The organism is Chitinophaga sp. (assembly GCF_019236475.1).
Taxonomy (GTDB): Bacteria; Bacteroidota; Bacteroidia; order Chitinophagales; family Chitinophagaceae; genus Chitinophaga.
Genome location: NZ_JAFAIX010000005.1, coordinates 230,768 through 254,870 on the forward strand (window position 1 = coordinate 230,768; position 24,103 = coordinate 254,870).

19 protein-coding genes are annotated in these 24,103 nt (G+C 43.5%); 10 read left to right on the forward strand and 9 right to left on the reverse strand.

The window, feature by feature from the left end; genetic code table 11:
- Positions 1-20: 20 nt before the first annotated feature.
- From JO154_RS08255 to JO154_RS08270, 4 genes are read left to right on the forward strand one after another with little or no spacing between them, the layout of a single operon-like run.
- On the forward strand, positions 21-1,841 hold the full coding sequence (locus tag JO154_RS08255; RefSeq protein WP_291943629.1) for a phage baseplate assembly protein V: 1,821 nt from the start codon (positions 21-23) through the stop codon (positions 1,839-1,841).
- Positions 1,835-2,725 carry a hypothetical protein gene (locus tag JO154_RS08260; RefSeq protein ID WP_291943631.1) on the forward strand — a complete coding sequence of 297 codons (891 nt, stop codon included), beginning with the start codon at positions 1,835-1,837 and terminating at the stop codon, positions 2,723-2,725. Before JO154_RS08255 ends, JO154_RS08260 begins: the two co-directional genes overlap by 7 nt.
- 12 nt (positions 2,726-2,737) lie before the next feature.
- Positions 2,738-4,117: a PAAR-like protein gene (locus JO154_RS08265; RefSeq protein WP_291943634.1), complete on the forward strand. Its 1,380-nt coding sequence runs from the start codon at positions 2,738-2,740 to the stop codon at positions 4,115-4,117.
- A gap of 25 nt (positions 4,118-4,142) precedes the next feature.
- The gene (locus JO154_RS08270) at positions 4,143-4,928 is read left to right on the forward strand and encodes a PoNe immunity protein domain-containing protein (RefSeq protein ID WP_291943637.1); all 786 of its coding nucleotides are present in this window, start codon (positions 4,143-4,145) and stop codon (positions 4,926-4,928) included.
- Between the two features lie 48 nt (positions 4,929-4,976).
- Here JO154_RS08270 and JO154_RS08275 read toward each other — a convergent pair whose 3' ends face one another.
- Both JO154_RS08275 and JO154_RS08280 read right to left on the reverse strand, forming a co-directional pair.
- Positions 4,977-5,288, reverse strand: a complete 312-nt coding sequence (locus JO154_RS08275; RefSeq protein ID WP_291943640.1) for a molybdenum ABC transporter permease — start codon at positions 5,286-5,288, stop codon at positions 4,977-4,979.
- 226 nt (positions 5,289-5,514) lie between these two features.
- The gene (locus JO154_RS08280; RefSeq protein ID WP_291943643.1) at positions 5,515-6,459 is read right to left on the reverse strand and encodes an alpha/beta hydrolase; all 945 of its coding nucleotides are present in this window, start codon (positions 6,457-6,459) and stop codon (positions 5,515-5,517) included.
- Between the two features lie 91 nt (positions 6,460-6,550).
- Here JO154_RS08280 and JO154_RS08285 point away from each other — a divergent pair, with 91 nt between their 5' ends.
- Positions 6,551-7,441: a LysR family transcriptional regulator gene (locus JO154_RS08285; RefSeq protein WP_291943645.1), complete on the forward strand. Its 891-nt coding sequence runs from the start codon at positions 6,551-6,553 to the stop codon at positions 7,439-7,441.
- Between the two features lie 179 nt (positions 7,442-7,620).
- Positions 7,621-8,616, forward strand: coding sequence for a helix-turn-helix domain-containing protein (locus tag JO154_RS08290; RefSeq protein ID WP_291943647.1), 996 nt, complete (start codon positions 7,621-7,623; stop codon positions 8,614-8,616).
- Between the two features lie 170 nt (positions 8,617-8,786).
- Here JO154_RS08290 and JO154_RS08295 read toward each other — a convergent pair whose 3' ends face one another.
- Entirely contained in the window at positions 8,787-9,623 is an 837-nt protein-coding gene (locus tag JO154_RS08295) for an AraC family transcriptional regulator (RefSeq protein WP_291943650.1), read from the reverse strand.
- A 180-nt stretch (positions 9,624-9,803) separates the two neighbouring features.
- On the opposite strand from JO154_RS08295, the gene JO154_RS08300 reads away from it, so the two are divergent.
- The gene (locus JO154_RS08300) at positions 9,804-10,328 is read left to right on the forward strand and encodes a hypothetical protein (RefSeq protein ID WP_291943652.1); all 525 of its coding nucleotides are present in this window, start codon (positions 9,804-9,806) and stop codon (positions 10,326-10,328) included.
- A 202-nt stretch (positions 10,329-10,530) separates the two neighbouring features.
- Here the strand turns inward: JO154_RS08300 and JO154_RS08305 are convergent, their stop codons facing one another.
- The 4 genes from JO154_RS08305 to JO154_RS08320 form a co-directional block, all read right to left on the reverse strand.
- Positions 10,531-12,369: a RagB/SusD family nutrient uptake outer membrane protein gene (locus JO154_RS08305; RefSeq protein ID WP_291943655.1), complete on the reverse strand. Its 1,839-nt coding sequence runs from the start codon at positions 12,367-12,369 to the stop codon at positions 10,531-10,533.
- Positions 12,370-12,374: 5 nt separating this feature from the next.
- On the reverse strand, positions 12,375-15,467 hold the full coding sequence (locus JO154_RS08310; RefSeq protein ID WP_291943657.1) for a TonB-dependent receptor: 3,093 nt from the start codon (positions 15,465-15,467) through the stop codon (positions 12,375-12,377).
- Positions 15,468-15,544: 77 nt separating this feature from the next.
- Entirely contained in the window at positions 15,545-16,588 is a 1,044-nt protein-coding gene (locus JO154_RS08315) for a FecR domain-containing protein (protein WP_291943660.1), read from the reverse strand.
- Between the two features lie 80 nt (positions 16,589-16,668).
- The gene (locus JO154_RS08320; protein ID WP_291943663.1) at positions 16,669-17,304 is read right to left on the reverse strand and encodes a sigma-70 family RNA polymerase sigma factor; all 636 of its coding nucleotides are present in this window, start codon (positions 17,302-17,304) and stop codon (positions 16,669-16,671) included.
- Positions 17,305-17,592: 288 nt separating this feature from the next.
- Here JO154_RS08320 and JO154_RS08325 point away from each other — a divergent pair, with 288 nt between their 5' ends.
- From JO154_RS08325 to JO154_RS08335, 3 genes are all read left to right on the forward strand, one after another.
- On the forward strand, positions 17,593-18,093 hold the full coding sequence (locus JO154_RS08325) for a DinB family protein (RefSeq protein WP_291943665.1): 501 nt from the start codon (positions 17,593-17,595) through the stop codon (positions 18,091-18,093).
- Positions 18,094-18,516: 423 nt separating this feature from the next.
- Positions 18,517-19,065 (forward strand): type II toxin-antitoxin system antitoxin SocA domain-containing protein, encoded by a 549-nt coding sequence (locus JO154_RS08330; RefSeq protein ID WP_291943667.1) that lies wholly within the window; start codon positions 18,517-18,519, stop codon positions 19,063-19,065.
- 262 nt (positions 19,066-19,327) lie between these two features.
- The gene (locus JO154_RS08335) at positions 19,328-19,555 is read left to right on the forward strand and encodes a hypothetical protein (protein WP_291943669.1); all 228 of its coding nucleotides are present in this window, start codon (positions 19,328-19,330) and stop codon (positions 19,553-19,555) included.
- Positions 19,556-19,648: 93 nt separating this feature from the next.
- Here JO154_RS08335 and JO154_RS08340 read toward each other — a convergent pair whose 3' ends face one another.
- Both JO154_RS08340 and JO154_RS08345 read right to left on the reverse strand, forming a co-directional pair.
- Positions 19,649-20,737, reverse strand: a complete 1,089-nt coding sequence (locus tag JO154_RS08340) for an efflux RND transporter periplasmic adaptor subunit (protein WP_291943673.1) — start codon at positions 20,735-20,737, stop codon at positions 19,649-19,651.
- Between the two features lie 61 nt (positions 20,738-20,798).
- A complete protein-coding gene (locus JO154_RS08345) occupies positions 20,799-24,074 on the reverse strand; it encodes an efflux RND transporter permease subunit (protein ID WP_291943675.1) in 3,276 nt (1,091 codons plus the stop codon).
- Positions 24,075-24,103: the final 29 nt, after the last annotated feature.

Genomic DNA, 24,103 nt, shown 5'->3' on the forward strand with positions numbered 1-24,103 from the left:
CATTGTAAACAGGTTAACCTATGGAAGGGAAACTGAACGTAACAATTAACATTGAAGGTACACCGATCTTGCATTTTTCGGTGTTTACCCTGGAACAGCGCTTTAATGCGCACCATTATTTTGAGCTGCGCTTCAACCACGATGAACAAGGTGCGCCCGGCATGATCTCCCTGGAAAAATCCCGCGGATTCATGGGAAAAAGCATTACTGTTCAATTCGGCAATGAACTGGGAAAAGAACAGCTATTCGTGGGAAAAGTGACACGCGTAGAGCTGTCGCAAAGCCACGGCTATCATGGTACCCTTATCATCAGCGGTTATAGTCCGAGTATTCTGATTGACCGGGGGCCAGATTTGGGCTCTTTTCTCAATAAAGATTTGAGTGGCATTATCCGAAAAGCGACGGAAGATGCTCCTGCTAATGAATTAAACCTAACGCTAAATCCATCCAGGAAAGAGCCGATCGATTATATGATCCAGTATCGCGAAAGCGACTACGATTTTATCAATCGGCTGTCTGCGGAATACCATGAATGGTTCTTCTACGACGGTTCCAAACTCCACTTCGGAAAGCCCGATAAGTTGGAAGAAGTTAAACTGGTGTATGGACGCGATGTGAACAGTCTCCAATATGCGATGCAAGTGGCACCCCTGAAGAGTCGCAAGTTTGCCTACAAACCTGCCGAAGATGAATTGTTTAAAGCAGAAGCCAAAGCCGCAGCATCCGGACAACCAGATCTGGCCCATGCGGTGAATGCATCCAATGAACTATACAGTAAAGTATATTCTCAACCCACTAGTGTACGTATCGATACTAAAAAAGATATGGACACTTACGTGGACAATGAAGATAAAGCCAATATCGCGGATCTGTTACAGATCACCGCCACAGGGGATAATCCACAGGTAGGGATCGGGAAGATCGTGGATGTAAGTATGAGCGTGAAAGATGTGCTGAGCTTCAGTGTACAACAACTTGGGCGTTTCCTGATTACCGGAATCTATCACCATATCGATGGCGTAGGACACTACTATCATACATTTGAAGGCATCACTGCCGATGCAGAAAAAATTCCTGTTCGCGAATATGACAAACCTTTTGCAGACATGCAACTCGCCCTCGTAGAGGACAATGCAGACCCGAAAGGACAAGGTCGTGTTAAAGTGAAGTTCAAATGGGATTGCAACTGCAATGATGCTTCCGAGTGGCTGCGCGTAGTAACACCGGACGCTGGTAGCTCTGATAAAGTCAGCAAAAATAGAGGCTTCACTTTCATTCCTGAAAAAGGCGACCAGGTATTGGTAGCTTTCGAGGAAGGTAATACCGCGAGACCATTGGTGCTGGGAAGTGTGTTTCATGGCAAAACCGGCGGTGGTGGCGGAGCTTCCAATGGCGTAAAAAGTTTGACTACCCGCAGCGGTTCTACCGTTACCTTGGATGATAATAAAGGTAGCGTTACTGTAAAAGACCCAAGTGGTAACGTGTTGATCATGCATGGAGATGGTACTGTAACCTTGAATGCGCCACAGAAAATGGTGATTAATACTACCGACTTCGTACTGAATGCCAGCAACAGTGTGACCATCAATGCGCAGCCTGGCGAACAAGGCGGTGGCGATGGCACCGTTACCATCAGCGCGAAGAAGAGCATCAGCGGTACCGCAGATACAGAGGATATCAGTTTAACATCCACCGCAAAAGATGTGAATATCAGTTCGGCTGCAGGTGTATATAAACTGGATTCCAAAGAGATTACCCTCACAGCAAGCGAAAAATTCCATGCACACGGCGGCGCCAAAGGAGAATTTGTAGCTAGCGAAATCGAGATCAATCAATGCTAAACATATACAAACCTAAACTTGGTGATGAGGCATTATATCATCTGACTTCCGCCAATAGAACCATTGTTGGCGGGCGGTTGATGGAATTCGTGCAGCAAAAAGTGGTACGAATGAAGATGATAGGTGAAGATAGTGGAGACACGATCTACGAATATCAGCTACTTGCGCAACAAATAGAGGGCACGGCACTCATCCATGAATGGGCTATGGATATGGAGATTTTGCAATCGCCGCTGAAAATAGTGTTGGATGAAGCTGGGCGACTGAAAGACATACGCAACCTATTCGAGATTCGTGAGAAATGGGAAGGCTCGTATGTTAGTCATCTCCGTAGGAAATATAAACACATGAAAGAAGGACTGGAAGAGCTGATCGCTGAAACAGATGCCCTACTGAAAGATAAAACCCGATTCTTGCAATCATTGGATGGTTATAGCGCCTGGCGTTTTTTCTTCCAGGACAACTTTAACGGCCAGCAGGGAACACACCAGCAGGATCTATTGCTCAAGGGCTTTTTCGGACAGGTAGACCTACCGCTATCAGTGGATGCCACGTGGACAGAAGAATATGGCATTGGGCAATATAGTTGTCAATTGGAGACTAAAGGAAAACTAGATGAGCGCAAATTTGATCGCAAGATGTTTGCTCGTATGCTGAAGGATCTCACAGGTGTGTTTAATGTAAATGCACAATTGGACGTGTTGATGGAAGAGCAATTTCAATTTGATAAACATCATTGGCTATTGGCGGGTGAGATGTATTTAGAGACCAAAGTTTCTGACTGGTATTCTGTTGCCTCCGCACATGTACTGGAAAGAATTGATGCTGTCAGGGCTGATGAACTAAAAAAGCATTTCAATGTTGCTGCGGAGCCTACCGCGTAAATATCCAGCAATATGGGAACAAAAAAATACATTCCAGATAACAGTTGGCTCACTTGTGATAAAGGGAGTTCCCCATCCCGTCTGAAAGTGACCCATCATAATAATACCAAGATTTACGGCGAAAACCTGGCAAGTGAAATGGACATGATTCCAGGGGAGAATATCTTACCGATGGGTAGGTGTTCTGCATCTGGAGGCAGTTGTCAGCCTCAACCCATTTACTGGGATAAGTGTAATCAGGGAGTGAAAGTGAATGGGTATAAGCTTGTATTTGAAGATGCGTGCTTATTGTGTAAGCAAGGAGGCAAAGTAAAAGTAGATTTCAATGCGCCATCCGGTGGTGGTGCACTTGGCCCCATTGCTGATGGCGTAACCGGCCTTGGCGCTGGTTCCTGGGCTTTTGGAAGCTATGACAATTCATTGGACTATGTACAACGAGGAACCATTTACGATGTAGAGAATGGCAAACTTAGTCTCGTAAGAGAAAACAGTGACCGTGACTACAGAAGGGGTGGTAACTACGGAGAGATGAAGGATAATGTATATCATCGGCAGGAAGGCTGGAGAGATGTACGTTCCGAACATCCGGTTATAAATATTGATAAACCTACTTCTCCAGGGATTGATGGCGCTTATGCCAAAGATGGTACCTACAAACTAACAGACGCCAAATATAACGGCGCTACGTTAGAGAATACCAAAACCTATGGTCGTGAAACTAGCAGGCGTTGGACAAAGGCCCATATAGACAATGGCGGTATTAATCCGGCAGATAGAGCAGCTATGTCGCAAGCCAATGATATGGGTACGCTCAATCGCGAAATGATCAAGGTGAAACAGGATGGCACCATGCATTCAGAAACCATGGATGATCGGGGTTATAAGCAAACCCGCGGCCAAAAAGAGACACTAGAAATTAAATCGAGCCGGGCCAGTAACCTAATTAATGGAGTGCGGTCGTCTGTCCGTAATTCACGTCCTATTACGGCGTTGGCAAATTCAAATTTCTCTCAGGCGGTAAGAAATAGTAAATTAGCTACAGGTGCTAATGAAGGTCTTTTTAAGGTTTCGCAGGCTGTTTCCCGATCAAAAGTATTGAGTGTAGCCGGTAAGGTAGCGGGAAGAGGATTAATCGTAGTGGGTATTGTGTTGGAGGGAGTTAATGTTTACAATACTTACCAGCAAGAAGGGCATTTCGGAAAAGAAACGCAAAAAGCCGTAGGTGGTGCAGCGGGGGCCATTGCAGGAGGTTGGGCCGGGGCAGAACTGGGCGCCATAATAGGTACAGCGATTTGTCCAGGAGTTGGAACGGTTGTTGGAGGGCTATTGGGAGGTGCTATTGGCGGGATTCTTGGGAGTGGATTGGGTAAGACAATAGCGGGGTGGTTCTGATTTATATCTTCAAAATATTTTCATAATGGGTTTATTAAACAAATTGTTCGGCGGATCAACTACAAAAGAAGAAGGACGTTCTCCTAATCAAAGGGCTCCACTCAAAAACAGCAAATATTTTGAGGCGGCACTCAAGTTAAGAGACGAAAATATTGTGATGGATAGAAAAACTAGGGATACGCTGCTCCTGCAAGGGAAAGCAGAGCCTTATCATGATTGGTCTATGTCGTATGATTATCTGCTTAAGTTTTTCACTGCATATTCTATGGGCCAGCCTATTGAACAGTGTTACGATATATTCATTACGGCTGCTACCTGGTACGCCAATGGATGGGAGAAAGACTCCGCATATGCCGATATGCTTGAAATGGTTTCAATTGGTTATTTACTACAGATTCCGGACGACAAATTTAATGGAATCGTTCACTATATCGAACAGTCTGATAAAGGTTCCGACTATCCATTCTGGAAACCGGATGGTATTCTTTGGTTTATCATTAACGCCAGAAAACCTAATGAACAACGTCAACAACCAGATGGATTGATCTCTCCTTCCCAATATCAATCATTACTGGATCTCACCAGTATGAATAAAGCGGATGCCGAGGTGGCCATGAAGCAATATCTCGAAAATTGGTATGGTCTCCACAAAGATGATCCTTGGTATGATAATCACAAAGCCGATCTTGCCTATACTGGCTACTGGTGCTGGGAAGCGGGTGCCATCACTAAAATCATGCATCTCGACGATTCTTCCTATAAAGACAGTCCTTACTATCCCTATGATTTGGTTCATTGGAATAAGGCATAGCTCTTAGTTGATGGATAAGGCAAGCATATATGTCGAGTATTTTACTCATTAATAACTTTTATGCTTTTTATGCTTTGGAGCTGAGGTCACTACTGAGGTATCCGCATTATTGGCAGCACGATGTGATGCTGCTTCCTTTGCATTAAACCAAACAAGAAAGCATAAAAACAATCCACCTATCATCAGCAGTGTGCCAACAATCTTAACCAATCTCTCAAATGCAGGAATAGCCACTGATTTTCTATATGAGCTAAACTCTTGTAGTCCGGCTACACCGCGTCTGTAAAAACGATTTCTACTCACATACACTCGGAGTGCCAGGCCTAAGATAGTCATGCATATGCCCAGTATCAGGACCATAGTATCAGGATTCATAACAGATTCTAATTTAGGGTTGTGGGTTAAGGATGTATATAGGTTTCTGAGCGTTCAGATGATAGTTTGATGAATTTAATAAAAATTCTGCAGATATCCTATAACACACGCCTCCAATACTGCTTTTTTATCATTTGGTAATTACCAATTACTCCAAATTCGGTTGTAATCACTCCTATCATTTCCAAAGCCCCTACATAGGCAATCTTTCTCATAGCAGTGAAATATTTTTCTTAATGTAAAGGGCAGCTTCGTTGATTGCATCTATTCCCTGGGGAATTATTCCTCCCATCTGGAAAAAGCCATGGACCATGCCTTTATACTCGGATAATTTGACCTCCACTCCTGCTTCCTTCAATTTCCTCGCATACTGTATGGCCTCATCTCTCAATGGATCATATTCCGCTATGATGATCAATGCTGGCGGCAATCCGGCAATATCATCTGCTAATAGCGGCGCCGCATCCGGATGGTTTCGGGAGGTAGCATCTGGTGTATATTGGTTCCACGCTATTAGGGCGCCTTCAAGGGTTAAATTGGGCCCCTCTGCGAATTGTTTCCAGGACACAGTGCTGAGGGAGGAATCCGTAACTGGGTAAATCAAGACCTGGCAGCGGATAGAAATATTCATTTCCCGCACTGCTCTCCTAGCCACAACCGTAGCCACTGCGCCTCCGGCACTATCCCCCATTACAGAAATGCGATGGGTATCGATTCCTAGCATATTGGATTGCTCCGTCATCCACTTGAGTATATGGCAGCAATCATTTAGGCCATGAGGGAAGGGATATTCAGGGGCCAGCCGATAATCCACAGCAATGACAATGCATTGCGATAATCTGGTCAGTGTTCGCAATGGTCGGTCATGGGTTTCGAGGCTGCCTGCATTAAACCATCCGCCATGGAAATACAAAACAGCCGGCAGTAGCGGCTCATCAGACGGCCGATAAACACGAATATTTATATCTCCATCTGGTGATGGCACCGTTACATCTTCGACGGCAAATATCTGGTCTGCCTCACCTGCCATAGGAATAAATGCTTCATAAAACTTTCGGCCCGCGAGTATTTCATTTTCGACATCGGGGATTTGGATGGATTGGATAAACTCCAGTGCTGTGGTCACTTCAGTTGGCAATATCAAATGATTGTGCATGTAATTTTTTCATGCAAAAGTCCACTCTGATTACCATAAAATAAAATAGCACAATTTATCTTCTTCATAAAAATATTTATACCTTTAATTCATGATAAATCTGGAATGGTACAGGACATTTAAAGCAGTATATCAAACAGGTTCGTTGACGGCGGCATCCAAGGCATTGTTCATTTCACAGCCTAATGTCAGTCAACATTTAGCTGCATTGGAAGCCCACATAGGTAAACAACTATTTGAACGGAAACCCAGGCTGATACCTACTGAATATGGCAAACTGTTCTACACTCAGTTAGTGGAGCCACTGGAAAAATTGGAAAACCTGGAGGTTTCATTTACTGCACTTTGTATGAAGCAGCAACTACCGCTGATTCGTTTGGGTACCGTTAAAGAGTTATTCCATTCCGTGTCGCTGAAAAGGCTTTCAAAACTACCCGCAGAGTTGACCGTGACATTCGGGATGACGAAAGATTTGTTGGGGAAGCTGAGTAATGGCGAGCTGGATTTTGTTATCGCTACGCAACATGAGGATAGAAAAGATATCCAATTCGAGCCAATATTCGCGGAGTCATTCGTTATTGCAGGACACGCATCGCTCGATATTCACGCATTTCATCAACTCACCAAAAAGAAAGACTGGGATAAAGTAGAAGACTGGCTATTACAACAATCTTGGTATGCCTATAGTGCGGATCTGGCTATTATCCGTAGGTTCTGGCTAACGAACTTCAAAAAAAGACCCGCTATTAAACCGCGGTTTATCATTCCAGACATGAACACTATTCTGCAGGCTATCAGTGAAAATGGCGGACTTACTGTGGCCGCTGATTATCTAGTAAAAGACTTGAAGAAAAAAGGGGACATAGTGGAAGTGTGGAGAGGCTGTCTCCCTACAACCAATACAATATATCTTGCTTATAATAAAACAAAAACAACGCTACAGCATGTAGAATTGATAAAAACATTATTAAAACAAAGCTAAATGCAATGTACATTTTGCAGGAATTCGCCGCTCAATCCTGCAAAAGGGAGTCCGGTACCTATTATGTCAAAATTAGGTAGATTATCATCCTGACAGGCATGGCAATAAAGATAATGACACAAGACATTTTTGCCAAATTGCTGTACCTTTAAATAGTAGTTTACCAAACAAATGCTCGCATGCGTATTGCCATTTTGAATTATGCAGACGCGGTACCCACCTGCGTCACAGGGCCCGCTGATATATGGAGAGGGATGTCCCGGATGTATCCACTACTAACCGGTAGCAAATTGAAAAAAGAAATCCGAGTGGATTTCGTCTCCCAAAATTATCAAACAAAACATTTTTACTATACGCCCGCAGGCACGCAGCAACAAAAGAGGCTCACCACTAAAGAGGTGTATGATTTGATCATCGTTCCTGCCATGTATTTCGAAAAGATTGAAGCGGTGATCACAGGAGAACAAACCTTGATTCGGTGGCTACAGCAACAATATACCCAAGGGGCGGAACTGGCGAGTATTTGCGTAGGTGCGTTCCTGTTGGCCGCAACCGGATTATTGCAAGGTAAGAAAGTTACTACCAACTGGTTGTTTGCTGCCCAATTCCGGGAACGCTTCCCCGATATCGAATTACAGGATGACAAAGTAATTGTGGACCAGGGGCGTATTTACTCCTGTGGCGGCGCCTTCAGCTTCACCAGCTTTATGATCTATCTGATAGAGAAATTCTGCGGACATGAAGAAGCTACCGCAGCGTCGAAAATATTGATGATAAATGTACATGATCTTCCACAACGGACATTTTCCATCTTCAAATTTCAACATGAGCATGGGGATGAAACGATCACCCTTGCCCAAAAGTACATCGAACAAAATTATCAGCAGCCGTTAACCCTGGAATCCATGGCTACACACTGTAGCATGAGTGTGCGTAACTTTTGCAGGCGGTTTGAAAATGCGACTACCAATACGCCATTTGAGTACTTACAACGGGTACGAATAGAAGCCGCTAAAGAAATGTTGGAACGCAAACAGGAAGGGATTGAGCAGGTTTCGCTGCATTGTGGATATGAAGATGTAAACTACTTCCGAAAAATATTTAAACGTCATGTGGCGATGACACCTCGTGCCTACCAGGAAAAATATGGAAGAAGGAGGACTCACATTGCCTGAGTTACCTCATCCTGGGCCATAACTGATAGGCACTCTCGCAGGGTGTCAAAATCGTTTTGGGGCTAAGTAGAACACACCTATTAATGGGCAATGGATGACATTACCGCGCTTTATGGTGCTAAATTACCGAGGACAAAGGGGCTGTAATAGTAAAAAATCGCAAATCTGGATTAACCGATTTTTTCCACATAATTTTCTGGTGGAGGAGGCAATTGTTGTAGAAAGTTTCGGGGAGAATGTCCGCTAAAGATCTTGAAATCTTTGACCAGGTGCATCTGGTCAAAATAGCCAAGACTGTGAGCGATATCTGTCCATTCTCGTTGAGGAGCAGACAACTTTAATAATAGCGCTTTATTGAAGCGCACTAACCGAGTATATAGTTTTGGGGAGAGGCCAACTTGCTCTGAAAAGTGCTGCTCAAAGCTTCTCAGGCTCATGTTTACATGTCCTGCGAGATTTTTGACATTGACGGATGAAGGATTGTTAACGATAATATCTACCGCAGCAGTAATATTATCTATCGTGTTACGTTTTTGTTGCCCCGACAAAGCCGCCAGGAAAAAGCGATCTGCCACTGCGGTGATCGCGGCGATATTGTTTGTAGCTTCTAATTGTTCCTGGAGAAATGCCACCTGTTTGCCGATTACATCATCACTATGTAGCAAGTGATCGCTGAGGTAATGCATAGGGATATGAAACAATCGGAAGAATCCATTCCCTTTGAAGTTTATGGTCAGGAAACGATATTTCCCGTTATAGGTCTGATATCCCTGATAAAAGGTTTGTAAGCCCAGGAGATGGCGCTGTTTCAGGTTCAACTTTATGGGCCCTTTCACCGTATCATAATCCAATGGCGTATTACTCAGCCAGAAAGTCATCGTAGCAAAATCAATTGCATGAATAGGCTTGATAAGATCCTGTCCACAGGTATCAATTTCCCGCAGACAATAGCAGCGGATGTAATCCCTCAGGGGCAATGCTGGTAATATTTCTGTGGTCGAAACCATGGTGGATAAAGGGGTAAACGGTTGTATACAAATATACAAATTAGGTATAGGTTTTACTATGCAAGTCCCTGTTTTCTCTTAGCACGATATTTTAATAAATGTGAATCCATTTATTATATTATAAATTTTCATATAATTAATATTGTAATAATCCACTATACTATTTAAACCTAAGCAATTATGGGCGTAGACATGAATATTGTTGTCCGTGTAATCAGGAACAATGAGGAACAATTAATTGAACTAAACACTGCGGGGAAGGCTTTATTCAATCTGATGACGATGGGGGCTCCATCCTATACCGACATCAAAATACCGTTGGATACCACGATTCCACCAGAAGAGTTAAAAATGCTAGACTTCCAGGATTATTGCGAAGAGGATGCCGATGAAGAGGAAGAAGACCTTGATGGAGATGGTTCGGACCAAATGCGCACGCCTGTAATGAGTGCGGAGATGGCTTATACCCTCCTGCGTAGATTGGAAGTCAAATCGAATGCGCAATATGCGAAAGCGTTATTAAAAGATCTTGCTATGCGAGCAGGTAGAGACCAGCAAGAAGGAAATGGAGACAATGCAGGGCAATTAAGTCTTATCAGAGACTACACCGACTACCTGATGTCTTTTAATGTCATGAAGGGAGTTATCCGACTGGCGAAGGCACAGGGAGCAGAGGTGCAATTTATTATGAATTATATTTTGTAGGGAGACAACAGTTGCTCTAACTATGATCATTACACGAAGAGATGAATATAGGGAGACAACAACTGCTTCCAACTATTATCATTACACAAAGAGATGAATGTAGGGAGAAAACAGCTACACACCGCTGTTGTCAATACATTAAAAGAAAATGCCGGAAGCCACATAGCGGGCCTCCGGCATTTTTAATATACAAACAGCAACATCATCTTCCCCATCCATAATTCTGCGTCAGTGTTGGCATAATAGCCGTTTCTGAAGAAGGTATAGGAGATAAATAATAATTCACTGGGAAGATACGAGTACCTGTCAGCAATGGAATACGATTATAGAATTTATCGCCGGCTTCCATGATATTCATACCTGTCATTTTCATTTGTTCAGGGGCAGTGGCAATTAGCCATCTGCGAATATCATAGTATCGGGCGCCTTCATAGGCGAGTTCTATACGTCTTTCATTCTGGATACGTTTTCTCAGTCCTTGTTGGGTATTGTCTGTGGCAGTCAGGGGTAATCCTGGCATACCAACACGATTTCTCACGCGGTTGAGGGCAGCATATGCATCTGTTACAGGGCCATAATATTCATTCAGTGCTTCTGCGTACCAAAGCAATACATCTGCATAACGGATGAATGGATAGTTCCTGTAATTGGTGTTAGGTCTATCTTTCAGGTTCTGGGTAGGATCATTCCATTTCTGTACATAATAACCAGTACGGGTACTCTGTCCACTTTTACCCCAGCCGTCTTGGTTAGTGCCCATGGCTTTGGTGAATTCAGTGACAACGTTTCTACCCAATAATGGCATTTGATTGAAATATTGGTCAGTATAGAATCGTGGGTCCCTGTTAAAATACATTTTGGAGATGGTGGTTTTAACTGTTTGCCACTGGCGATTCCTGAACACGCGCATGAGGGTATCCACATATCCGGTTTCGATATAGCCGGAGCCGGGAGCCGTGATTGGCAATCCATTTTTCATTTCATAAGCATCTACCATTTCCTGTGGCGTACTGATAGCACCAGTGCCGCCATAGTCGGTACCGTTAGGCATGGTGTTCGCCTCCCAGTTATTGCTAGGGCCTCCTTGTTTAAACCAGATGACTTCCTTGTAATCGCGTTTGTAGAACAGCTCTCCACGATCTGCACGCAGGTCATAAACGCCCAGGTCCATTACTGCTTTGATAGCATCAATGGCCAGTTTCCATTTTTCTTTATTATAGGTAGTATTGAAGATCAAGGTACCATCCAGGTTTGTCACACTGAGGATCGTGTTCTTCACGGAAACGCCATCTACCATTACAGCCTGGTTATCGATTTCACCACCATTAAAAAGAGGGCTGGCTGCATACAACAGGGTTTTTGCTTTCAGCGCCAGTGCAGCGCCTTTGGTTACTCTTCCAATATCTTGGTCTGCATAATCCTGTGGTAAGGCTGCCGCAGCTTCATCACAAAGTTTCGTGATAAATGCCACCGTTTTATCTACAGTAGCACGTGGGAGTTTCAGCGCCGCATCGTTCTGGTTTACGGTGTAATAATGGTCTACAATAGGTACACCACCATATTTCTCGAACAACAGGAAGTAGTAATAAGCGATCATGAATTTCACTTCTCCTTTATAGCGAGGAATGATCACGGTTTTATACTGACTAGCCTGGTTATCATTTTTGATGGGTACTTTATCAATATTTTCCAGGAAATGATATGCGATGCGTACTTCGCGATACATCTGATCAAAGTTGCGCATATCGTCGTTGGTGCTGGTCCAGCCGCCAGAGATATACTTACTTGCCTTCGCCTGTAGGGAGGTAGGATAGCCTTCATCACATACAAGGGAAAGAATAGAGCCATCAGCAGTACCGTCGTAATCCCAGTTCAAATCACTGTATAGTACTGCAATTTCTTTCTCTGCTTGGGATACATCCGCAAACAGATCGTTTTCTGTATAAAACTCCTTAGGCGCAATGTCCAGGTAGTTTTTACAGGATGCGAGCATCGCAGTGAAAGAGAGGCAGAGGAATATTGTATTTTTTCTTGACATCATTTACATTATTTAAAAGAGAGACTCAGACCTGCATTGTAGGTACGCATCAGTGGATAGTTTGGAGAAGCGTTATCTTCTTCCGGATCAAACAATCGCAGTGTACTCCAGGTAAGCAGGTTATTACCGTTAACATATACCCTGATATTACGCAGGCCAATTGGGTTGGTCCATGCTTTTGGCAGATTATATCCGATTTCCAGATTTTTCAGTCGCACATAATCGGCTTTCCATAGCCACTGGGTAGAATGTTGGGTGTTTACCACATTCTTGATTGCCATTAAGCGTGGATATCTTGCATCTGGGCGTTCAGGAGTCCAGTAGTTATCTTTCCAGTCGGATAAAATATTGGAGAAATCGTTCTGCGGTCCGAATATCGCGGGGCCTGCCACATCAATATATCGTCCGAAGGCACCCTGGAAGAGGGCGGAGAAATCAATCCCTTTATAAGATACAGACATGGATACACCGAGAATTTGTTCCGGCTCACTTACTTTATTCAGATAGGTTTGGTCATAGCTATTGATAACGCCATCACCGTTGAGATCTTTATAGCGGATATCACCTGGTTGCATTACTCCAAAGAGTGACTGGTTTGGCCCTTTAGCGATATCTTCTTTAGACTGGAAATATCCGTCTGCTACATAAGAGAAAATTGAGTTGATACGTGTACCGGTCACTTGCTGCCAAGGTCTGTCTGGCATTGGTATTTCCAGGTATTTGATGATCTTGTTGCGAGCGAAAGAGTAAGTAGCTTTTACCTCATAGTTCAGATCTTTGGACAATCTGTTTTTGTGACCTATTTCAAACTCAAACCCATGGTTATCTACAATACCCCCATTGAGTTTAGGGAAAGTTACCAATCCCAGGAATCCGGAGATAATTGGGGAAGATGATTGGTAGATACCTGTTCTGTGTTCAAAAAACACATCGCCGGTGAAAGAGAACAATCCATTTTTAATAGAGAGATCAATACCGCCATTGTATTTCCTGGCAGTTTCCCAGGTTACCTGTGGATTACCGGCAGCGGCTTCCACTGCGCCCGGCATGGTATTGTCATAGTTCGTTCCGAAGTTATACCCTTTGCTATTGATGTTCCAGTTACTCTGATAAGCAAAGCGTGTTCCTGGATCCTGGTTACCTACTTTACCTGCGGATACACGCAGTTTAAGCAGATCTAACCAGTTGTTGGCGGAGGAGAGGAACTTTTCTCTGCTGATTACCCAAGCAGCAGATGCAGCGGGGAAGAACCCGAATCTTCTGCCTTTGGCAAAATTCTCAGAGCCATTATATCCGAAATCAAATTCGGTGATATAACGATCGTCATAACTGTAGGAGAATCTACCTGTCAGCCCTTGCTGCCTGTAAGGCAATGCACCGGTAGCATTGGTAGATCTCACATTTTTGGAAGTAATCAAGTACAGTAACATACCAGAAATGTTATGCTTTTGTACCTTTTTGTTATAGTTCAGGTAAAACTCCGGATTGATATTGTAGTAATAGTTCTGGTTGTACAGGGCATAGTTGAGGAAGTCCTGTCCGTTATTGAATATCTGGTATTTGTTATTTCCCTGGTAGGTATAGGTATAATACTTACGGGATCTGTAAAAACCGTTTGAGTTATAGGAGTCAAAAGAGAATCTCGTTTTGAATGAAAGGCCGTTTGTAATGAAATCCAGGTTGCCGGTGAGTCCAACTGTACCTTGGGTATAGAAAGAATTCGGTTTCTGGAATCCTCTCGCAGCCAGTTCTCCGTAAGGATTTGTATAGCCCGCTACTTGTGCGATGGACCCGTTAGGGTTGGTCATTGGCATCACATATGGCGGCGTTTTTTTCAGAAGGGTGAAGAATTCATCCTGGTAGATATCTGGCATCACCTGGTTGCGCACGATAGTGGCCAGTCCCAGTTCTGCTGATAACCATTGGCTAAGTTTCACATCCAGGTTGGAGCGGAAATTAAAACGGTTCTCCACGTCCTGGGTATTGTAACCAGGGAAATCACCTGTTCTTTTATAGATACCATCCTCATGGAAATAGGAACCGGAGATAAAATATTTCAAACCGGGTGTACCACCAGAGATGTTTGCATTAGCCACTGTACGCATGGATGCTGGCTTCAACAGTTCATGCATCCAATCCACATCTGGGTACAGGTATTTGTATTCCAGACTATCGGGCCAATTCTTGGATTGGTCATATCTGTTGATATAATCATCCGTATATAAAGAGGCTTCTGTGGTAGCTCCATCATTGATAAGTCCTTGTTTGTGCAGGCGGAAGTAATCCGCAGAATGCAGGTATTTAGGCAGTTTCATAGGGGTTTTCACTGCTTGCTCCACGTTTACCTGTATTTTGGCTTTACCTGCTTCTCCCCTGCGGGTGGTAACGAGGATAACGCCGTTTGCACCGCGTACACCATAAATAGCGGTAGCGGAGGCATCTTTCAGAATGGTGATATTGGAAATTTCATTTGGGTCAATGAATTCAAAGCCGTCTCTAGGTACCCCATCGATCATGATGAGCGGGTTGTTGCTGCTGGAGTAGGTAGACTGCCCACGCAGCCATATTTTAGAACCGTCCTGACCAGTGGCGCCTGTAGACTGGCGAGCGATCAAACCCGGTAAGCGACCCACCAAGGCATTGCTCAGATTGGACACAGCAGAAGATTTCAGCTCTTTTGTTTCCACGGAGGCAACAGAACCGGTGAGTGTAATCTTCCTTTGTTTACCATAGCCTACTACCACTAGTTCATTGAGCACAGCAGGGTCCCCTTTCATTCGAATCAGGAGGGTATTTGTTTTTTCAGAAAGACTGAACTCCTTTTCTGTATAGGCGATATAGCCAATACAGGTAAAGGAAAGATCGTATTTAACCCCGGTAGATAATTTGTTGAGCGTAAACATACCGGCGGTATCCGTTTGTGCCACCGTAACTGTTTGTGCATTTGATTTTACGATAACCGTCACTCCTATCACAGGGGAATTCTTTTCATCGACTACTGTTCCCCTCAGCAATACAGATTGCGCATTTGCTTTGGTGGTGACCAGAACGAAAAAAAGATAAAATAGGATACTGACGATACCTGTAATTTTTTTCTTCATAATTCTGTTTTCATTTTAGGCATAGCTCCGCCGCAGTGCCGTTGGTAAACACTGTGCCGGTACCTTCCGGGATGACTTTATTGTTTTTTTATGTAAATGGTACTTCCTTTGGTTGTATACACCAGTTTATTCAGCCCGCACAGCGTGCGCAGGATCGACTCACAATCGCTGCCCTCCGCCGGGAAATTGCCTGTAAAACGATAGGTTACTACATCCGAATCATTGCAAATAATAGTCTTGTCGAACTTCCTGCCCAATACGTCAAATATATGTTCCAGTGATGCTTCTTTAAATATTAGTTCACCATTTGCCCCTTTTGTGACAATTGGTGATAGATTTTTTTTCTCGGTTGTTGTAGGTACAATCAGTTTAGTTTTGAACCCTTTCGGCGCTACCAGCAAAGACTCACCCGGAGCCAATAGGATACGGTCCGCGTCTCCGGATACCGGCGCCACAGACACTTTCCCTTCATACAACTGGATTTGTATCTGTCGTCCTGTTACTTTTGTCACGGCGAACTTCGTTCCCAGCGCGGTGGTCACTACTTCGTCAGACACTACTGCAAAAGGAGTGGTTTCATTTTTGGTCACCGTGAATACCGCATTTCCTTCCAGGTGCACAGTTCTTTCTGTGATACCAAACTGTTTACTATATTGGAGACTGCTGCCTTTTTCCAATGAAATCCCTGTACCATCCTGCAACTCAATGTGCATGGGTTTATCTGCCCGAATCACGGTTACCTCATTAGCCACCAATTGCTGTTGATGCTCGGTAGTGTGTTTTTTCATGGGTAATATTCCTGGGATGGTCACACAAACCAATATGGCAACGCAGGCTGCAGCAACAATAGTGGTCGTCTTCCAAAACTGTAAACGACTACGCTGGATAGCAACAATGGATGTTTGTTTATTTATTTCTCCTAATATTCCTGTCAGTACTTGTTGATCTGCATCTGCCGGCATTTTTTCCTGGTATCTCTCGATCACTTCGTTATATTCTACCTGCAATTCATACAGACCAACGGCATTGTCGCGCGACAATAAACTGTAAAGGCGGCGCAATTCTCCAGGGGAGCTTGTCCCCTGCCAGTATTTATTTATAAGATGATGTAGCTCGTTCATTCACTGCCTTTGTTATAAAGACTGGCTTATCCCAATTTGGGGATAAAATCCAATGTTAACTAAATGTTAATTCAAAATTTCTATGAAAGATTCCCTTGAAGCAGGTATCCCGAAACCAGGAAAAGCAAGAACAGTTGGGATTCTGCGCTGATACTTCCGGAGTTTTCGTTTAGGTGTTTACGTAAGATGGCAGTCCCTTGTTTGAGGTAATCTTTTACGGACTGTATACTAATACCTGTAATAGCAGCGATTTCTTCATGCGTTTTCCCCTCCAGGCGGAACAGCTTGAATACTTTCTTTTTCTGACCTGGCAACTGCTCTATGGCATTATTCAATAGCCAGACCCTGTGTTCATAATAATCCTCCTCTTCCTGCGGAGAGCGCGTATCCTCGAGGATATCCTCTGGACAATCGGCCATGAGTTCCACCAGCTTATTTTCTTTCAGCCGTTTTTTGAGGTGATCTACAGACTTATTATAACTAATAACAAACAACCAACTACCTATAGCTTTAATGGAGGCGATATTATTTCGTTTATTCCAGAGCGTTAGAAAGACTTCCTGCATGATATCCTGTGCCAGCACAGGATCCTGGATTATCTTGGTGATATTATGATATACGCCGTGTTTGTATTTATTGTACAGATCAACAAAGGCTTCCTGGCTGCCCATCCCGAGCATCTTAATCAATTCACAGTCGTCAGTAATATGGTGCATCGCTGAAGAGTTACCTTTTAAAATGTGCACAAAACTATTTAAATCATAGGGCCAAAGGCCTTCCTTCACTATTATCTTCTGGTTAAATTAATAAAAAAATGAAATAAATGAGAAAAACCTGCTATAGGTAACCCTACTTTCGTGTAGGCCTAACGGTGTGGGATATATTAGGCCGCATCAAAGAAAGTAATTTATATTTGTCGCAATTACCCCTACTGATTGGCGTGTATGCACCCCTTGTGAATGAGCGAAGGGCACTAAGTTTGTAACATAATAAACACCAAAAATATGGAAACTACACCCTTGGTCACATCCATCGACCATGTAAATACACAGTTACAAGAGCTACTTTCTGCTTTCACAACCGCCCAACTGAATATGGTTCCCTTTGAAGGTAGCTGGACAGCGGCACAGGTAGCTGAACATATTCAGAAATCGGTATCAGCCGATATCCTTTATGGTACTGTAGAGAAAAGAGCGCCCCAAGAAGATAAACTGGAAGGGCTTAGCCAAGTGTTCCTGAATTTTGACATCAAGATGAAATCGCCTGATTTTATTGTTCCTTCAGATAGGTTCCATCAAAAAGAAGAACTGTTGACAGATCTGCATGACAGATGGCTGAAAATTAAAGAGGCCGCTCAAACCCTTGACCTCTCCCTCACCTGCACCGATTTTGAAATACCTGGTGTGGGTTATCTCACAAGATATGAGCTGATTGGCTTTTTTGTGGTGCATACTACCAGGCATATCCATCAGTTGAAAAATATTCAACCGTATGTTATAAAATAGGAATCACTGATTTGCTTAGGTAGCACAAAAAAAGAATAGGACTTGACCTCTACGTCAAGTCCTATTCTTTTTTTGTCGTCTCTGTCCTGCGGGCAGGAACGACAGGCAGAAGCGTTTTAGGTAAGAATATAAATTTCAGATTAAAAATACCCTTATAACTTTTTGAAAATTTGCAGATTTTTTTTGTGTGATTGAAAGTTAGTATTAAATTCGTTTCCTCTTTGCCAGAGATGATAAGTCAGTGTGATGGCCGGTTTGGTTATCATAAATATATTTCACTGACTTTCTTATTTGCATACGTTCCTCCCTCCTTCTTGCCTGCAATTAATGTATTCATCATTGGATATGAATATCAGTATTTTTTTAATGCTGGTAAAAGATTCAGTGTTCCTAACTATATGGTTTAATCTAATAAAATTAACAATGCCTACAGAAGTAAACATTTTGGAATTCTCCAACTATGTGGTACATTTTTTAACGGCCAAAAAGGTTGAAATACCAGCATGGAAGATGCAGAAAGTACTATATTATATGCAAGGTTGGCATATGGTAGCATTTCACGGACATCCATTATTCAATGAAGCACCAGAGGCATGGGTAAGTGGACCTGCTTATCGTAGTATCTACAATAAATACAGAAGATACTGGAGTAGTGATAAGTCGCTGCCAGTGAAGATTCCTAAGGGAATGGACATCCTTGATGCGATAAAAGAAGTGCTCCAATCTTTGAACATGGAAGAAGATCAAGTAGAATTTGTAGATGGAGTACTAACGAAATATGGCTTTATGGAAGCCGGATTACTGGCATTGTATGTTCATTCCGAAATACCTTGGCTGGAAGCGAGAGAAGGGCTGGGAATTGTGGAACGCTGCGAAAAGCCCATATCGTTGGAAACTATGCACTCATCTTTCATTTCAAAATTAAATAAAAATGGAAAAGCTTACCAACAACTTACTAAAGGAAATATATGAGGACGAAATATCTTTTAAATATAAACCGGGAAAATTCAAACCCACTTCTACTCACCTTAACACCAACCAAACACCTTTCTTTGCCTATGACTATTTAAATTTTAACATTGAGAAATATAGTTTCAATCACCCTGATTTCCTTCTGGGTGATTATAAACTATATTTTTCCCAGGTAAAGAAAATTGCCAAAATCCCTTTAAATAATTTAATAAATTATCATAAGCGATCGGATTATTTCCATCTTAATAAGCCTAATCTGCAAATGAGCGAAATATTAAGGAAAATATTAGGCAGTGAAAAACTACAATTGGAAGATTTACCCACTGTTGGTCAATTCCATCTATACACACCCAACGATGGCAGCAGGAAGGCTCCCCGCATCCACTTCTTCATAGGGCCACTAACGGTATTTTATATTCTACTATACGACCCATACCACGAAATATACCCCGTCCCTCACCTGATATCAGAAAACACCGAAGCCGCATAACCCACTTCCATTGTTTAGTTTAACAGAACTTACTACATAAAAAAAGAGTTGGATGAAATCATCCAACTCTTTTTCATTTATATAACATCATCTCTATTTACCAACTTTCACCGCAGGCACTGTTACATCATCCCGTACCTCCTCTGTAGCAGCGGTAATCAGTGTATCCCCTTCATTCAGATCACCAAAGATTTCCGTTTTGCCATCTTCATTACGTCCCGTAGTAACCGGTACCCACTTGGTTTTATGATCCTGTATTTTGATGACATATACGCCTTTAGTGGAATTCAGGATAGCCGTAGAAGGCACCACAAAATTGCTGGTAGCACTGTTCAGCGGAATATTCACCTCTGCAATCATACCTGGCAACAGGAGTTTATCATCGTTAGGCACATCAATTTCGATATGCTGAGAGCGCAATTTACGGTCCAGCGCACCTGCCAAACGGATCACCTTACCGGAGAATTTCCGATTATTCAGCGCATGTATTGTAAACGCTACTTCGCTTTGGCTGTTGAGATAACTAGTATACGCTTCCGGTACACTCACTACCAACCTCAGTTTCTTCTGCTCTTGCAAAGTAAAAATAGGCAATTCAGAACCCTTTCCTGCCGGACCTACATATGCACCTGCACTCACATTACGGGCAGTAATTACCCCGGAAAATGGCGCACGGATGGTCAAATAGTTACGATTATCGCCCACTTCCCGAAGGGCCGCCTTCGCAGCATCCAGTTGGGCCAAATCTGATTTCTGACGGGCAAAAGCAATGTCTAGATCGTTCTGTGATACCGTACCAGGGGTTTTGCTGGTTTCAAATAAACGATCATAGTTCGCTTTACTGGACAAATAAATAGCCTCCTGGGATTTCAGCTTGGATTCTGCACCAGATAACTGTGCATTCAACTCCGGCGCTTCCATCGTAGCTAGGACTTGCCCCTCGCTTACCTGCGTACCCACGTCTGCATTCAGCTTTCTTACAAAACTGCTCACTTTCGCATACAGGTCTACCTGTTGAAAGGCGATCAGCTCACCAGGAATTTTTATATTGGAGGAAAGATTTCCTTTTTGCAAATTAAATGCCTGCAGAGCAGGTGCCGCTTCCGCAGCAGCAGCTTTTTCATCCTTAGCATCGGAAGTCCCGCAGCTATATAGTCCTGCTGTGAGCACTATGGCTGACATGAAAGGAAAAAATTTGCGCAAACCGCTGTTCATATGATTCGATTTATAGAAATTTTATAATTTATTTATCGTCTTCAGGAATATAGTGAATACTTTCTTCATCTCTAGGATGCAACGAAACACTTTGCGTAGTGGCACGTCCTTGTCCCCATGCAAAGGCCAATGGCAGTATGAAGAGCGCTGCAAAAGTAGAAGCAATCAAACCTCCCACTACGGCCCTTCCCAGCGGGGACGACTGATCCCCCGCTTCTCCGAGTCCGCTTGCCATTGGAATCATACCTACCACCATGGCCAGGGCGGTCATCAAGATCGGACGCAAACGCAATGCCGCAGCCTCTCTAGCCGACAACAGCGCATCCCCATTTGATTTACGCAACTGCTCCGCATTGGTGATCAATAATACCGCATTGGAAATAGATACCCCTACCGACATAATCATCCCCATGTATGACTGCAAGTTCAAAGTAGAATGACATAACATCAGCAATACCAGTGAACCTAATAATACCGCAGGTACTGTTGCCAGTACTACCGCTGATACGCGGAACGACTGGAAGTTGGCTGCCAGCATCAGGAAAATTACCACGATAGCTACCAACAATCCGCTTTGTAGACTATCCAATGTATCTTTCAGCGTAGTACTCAACCCAATCATTTCCACATTTAAACCACGTGGCAATGTGCCCAAATTAGCGATCGCTTTTTTCACATCCTCGGCAGCATACCCCAGATCTTTCTCATTCAGGTTAGCCGTTACCGTTAGCATCGGCATAGCGCCAAGGTTATCGGTTTCGCCGTAAGTAATAGCATCCGTCAGGTTGGCCACATCCCCTAATACAGGACGCCCGGCATTCCGAAGCAATGGTATCTCACTCATATCTTCTTTACTAGCCATCTTACTCTCCGGTATCTGTACTTGTACGCTGTAGCTGTTTCCTCCTTTTTCATCTACCCAGATATTTTTCTCTGTATAACGGGAAGAAGAAGTGGAAGCAATGAGAGAGCGGGAAACATCTGTCATATCTACACCTAACTGTGCAGCACGTACACGATCAATTTCCACATTTACAGCCGGATAGTGAATAGATTGGCCGATCTGCACATCTCTCAGATAAGCAATCTTCTTCAGTTCCGTCACCATTTTCTGGGCATACAGCTCATTCATTTTCTTATCACGACCAGAAAACCTTACCTCTACGGGTGTAGGTGAACCTTGGCTCAAAATCTTATCTGTCAACTCAATCGGTTCAAACGACAATTTCATTTGCGGATTGATTTCTGCCATCTTATGCCTGATCTTATCTTTCAGCTCATCGAGGTTTACTTTGTAATCTTCATGCAAAGCCACTTGCAACACCGCTTCGTGAGGCCCTGCCATCCAAAGGAAGATAGGACTGACGGAAAACTGCTGCGGGTGCATCCCCACATATGCGGAGGTGATAGATACATGTTCTTTTCCTACTATTCCATTGATAGCATCCGTCAGCTTTATAGTAGCCGCTTCTGTATTTTCAATACGAGTACCATCTGGCAGGCGCATTCTCACTTGGAATTGCCCACTGTTTACTTTCGGTAGTACATCTCTTCCTATACCACTAAACATCAATACTGCAATGGCACCCACTACCACCAAATAACCAATTACAATCGGGCGGCGGTAAGGCATCATTCTATCCAGGAAGCGAAGGTAACGCTGCCGCAATTTTTCAAAGCGACTGATTTTTCCATCCCGATTGCTGTCGGCATGTTTCACCAGGATTTCTTTCTGATCCCAGGTATTCTTTTCACTTCCTTTTGGTAAACCAGCAGCTTCATATTCTTCTGCATCGGTCAGCAGTTTACCATCCGCTTTTTTGTGATGTTTACCTTTCATCATCCAGTTGGCCATCACCGGTACAAAGGTCTGTGCCAGGAGATAGGAAATCACCATGCTAAAGCCAATCGCCAATGCCAGCGGCAAGAACAAGGAGCCAGGAATCCCTCCCATGGTAAAGGCAGGTGCAAATACCGCCAGGATACAGAAGAGGATCAGTAATTTCGGAAATGCGATTTCCTGACAGGCATCCCAGATAGCCAGGGCCTTCGGTTTACCCATATCCAAATGCTGGTGTATATTTTCTATCGTTACCGTACTTTCATCTACCAGGATACCAATCGCCAGGGCAAGACCACTCAAGGTCATGATATTGATGGTTTGTCCTGTTATGGAAAGGAAGAGCACCGCAGATATAATGGAGGTAGGTATCGTCAAGATTACAATCGCCGCCCCCCTGGCATCTCCCAGGAAGAGCAATACCATCAAACCGGTGAGGATAGCCCCAATAATACCTTCGGATAATAAACTTTTTACGGAGTTGATAACGTAGGTCGATTGATCAAACTCGTAGGATAATTTTACATCTTCGGGTAACTGTGCCTGTATTTTAGGCAAGGCGGCTTTTAGTCGCTGTACCACTTCCCATGTAGAAGCATCCGCACTTTTCGCCACACTAAGATACACTGAACGGCGACCATTCACCAATGCATAACCGGAAGTAATATCCGCCGCATCTTCTACGGTAGCCACATCGCGCAGATAGAGGTTTTTAACATCACCTTTGAAGAGGGGAATATTTTCAAAATCTTTTACTGTTTTGATTGTGGTATTGGCAGGGGTGATATAGTTTTTATCTCCGATGCGTACGTTACCAGAAGGAGTTGTTTGGTTGTTCAGGCGCATTGCTTCCACCAACTGATCGGTGGTCATGTTATGCTGACGCAGTAATTCCGGGTCTGCTTTGATAACAATGGTACGCACGTTACCTCCGAATGGCGGAGAGGCTACCAGTCCGGGTATGGACGTAAACGTAGAACGTACATACACGTTCGCTAGGTCGAGTAATTCGTTGTTATTGCGTTTATCACTGCTGAGAACGAGTTGTCCTACTGGCAGTGTAGAGGCATCGAAGCGAATGATAAAAGGCGGATTGGAACCAGGAGGGAAAATTGCTTGTATCCTGTTGGAAAACGCGCTGACCTCCGCTGCAGCCTGCGCCATATTGGTACCGGGATAGAAGTTAATCTTCATCAGGGTAAGCCCTTGGATATTTTTGGTTTCAATACTTTTAACACCGTTTACGAAGAGAAAGATGTTGATATATTGTTTAGCGAAATACGTTTCCATCTGCGCGGGAGTATAACCGCCGAATGGATGGGAAACGTACAGCACGGGTAGATCCAGTTTAGGAAAGATATCTATCTTGATACTGTTGACCGCCTTAATCCCAAAGAAGAATAGGCCGGCTACCAGTACCAAAATAGTAATAGGTTTCTTAAGCGCAAAACTAATCAGGTTCATAATAAATTGTTCTTAGATAATACTAGCAT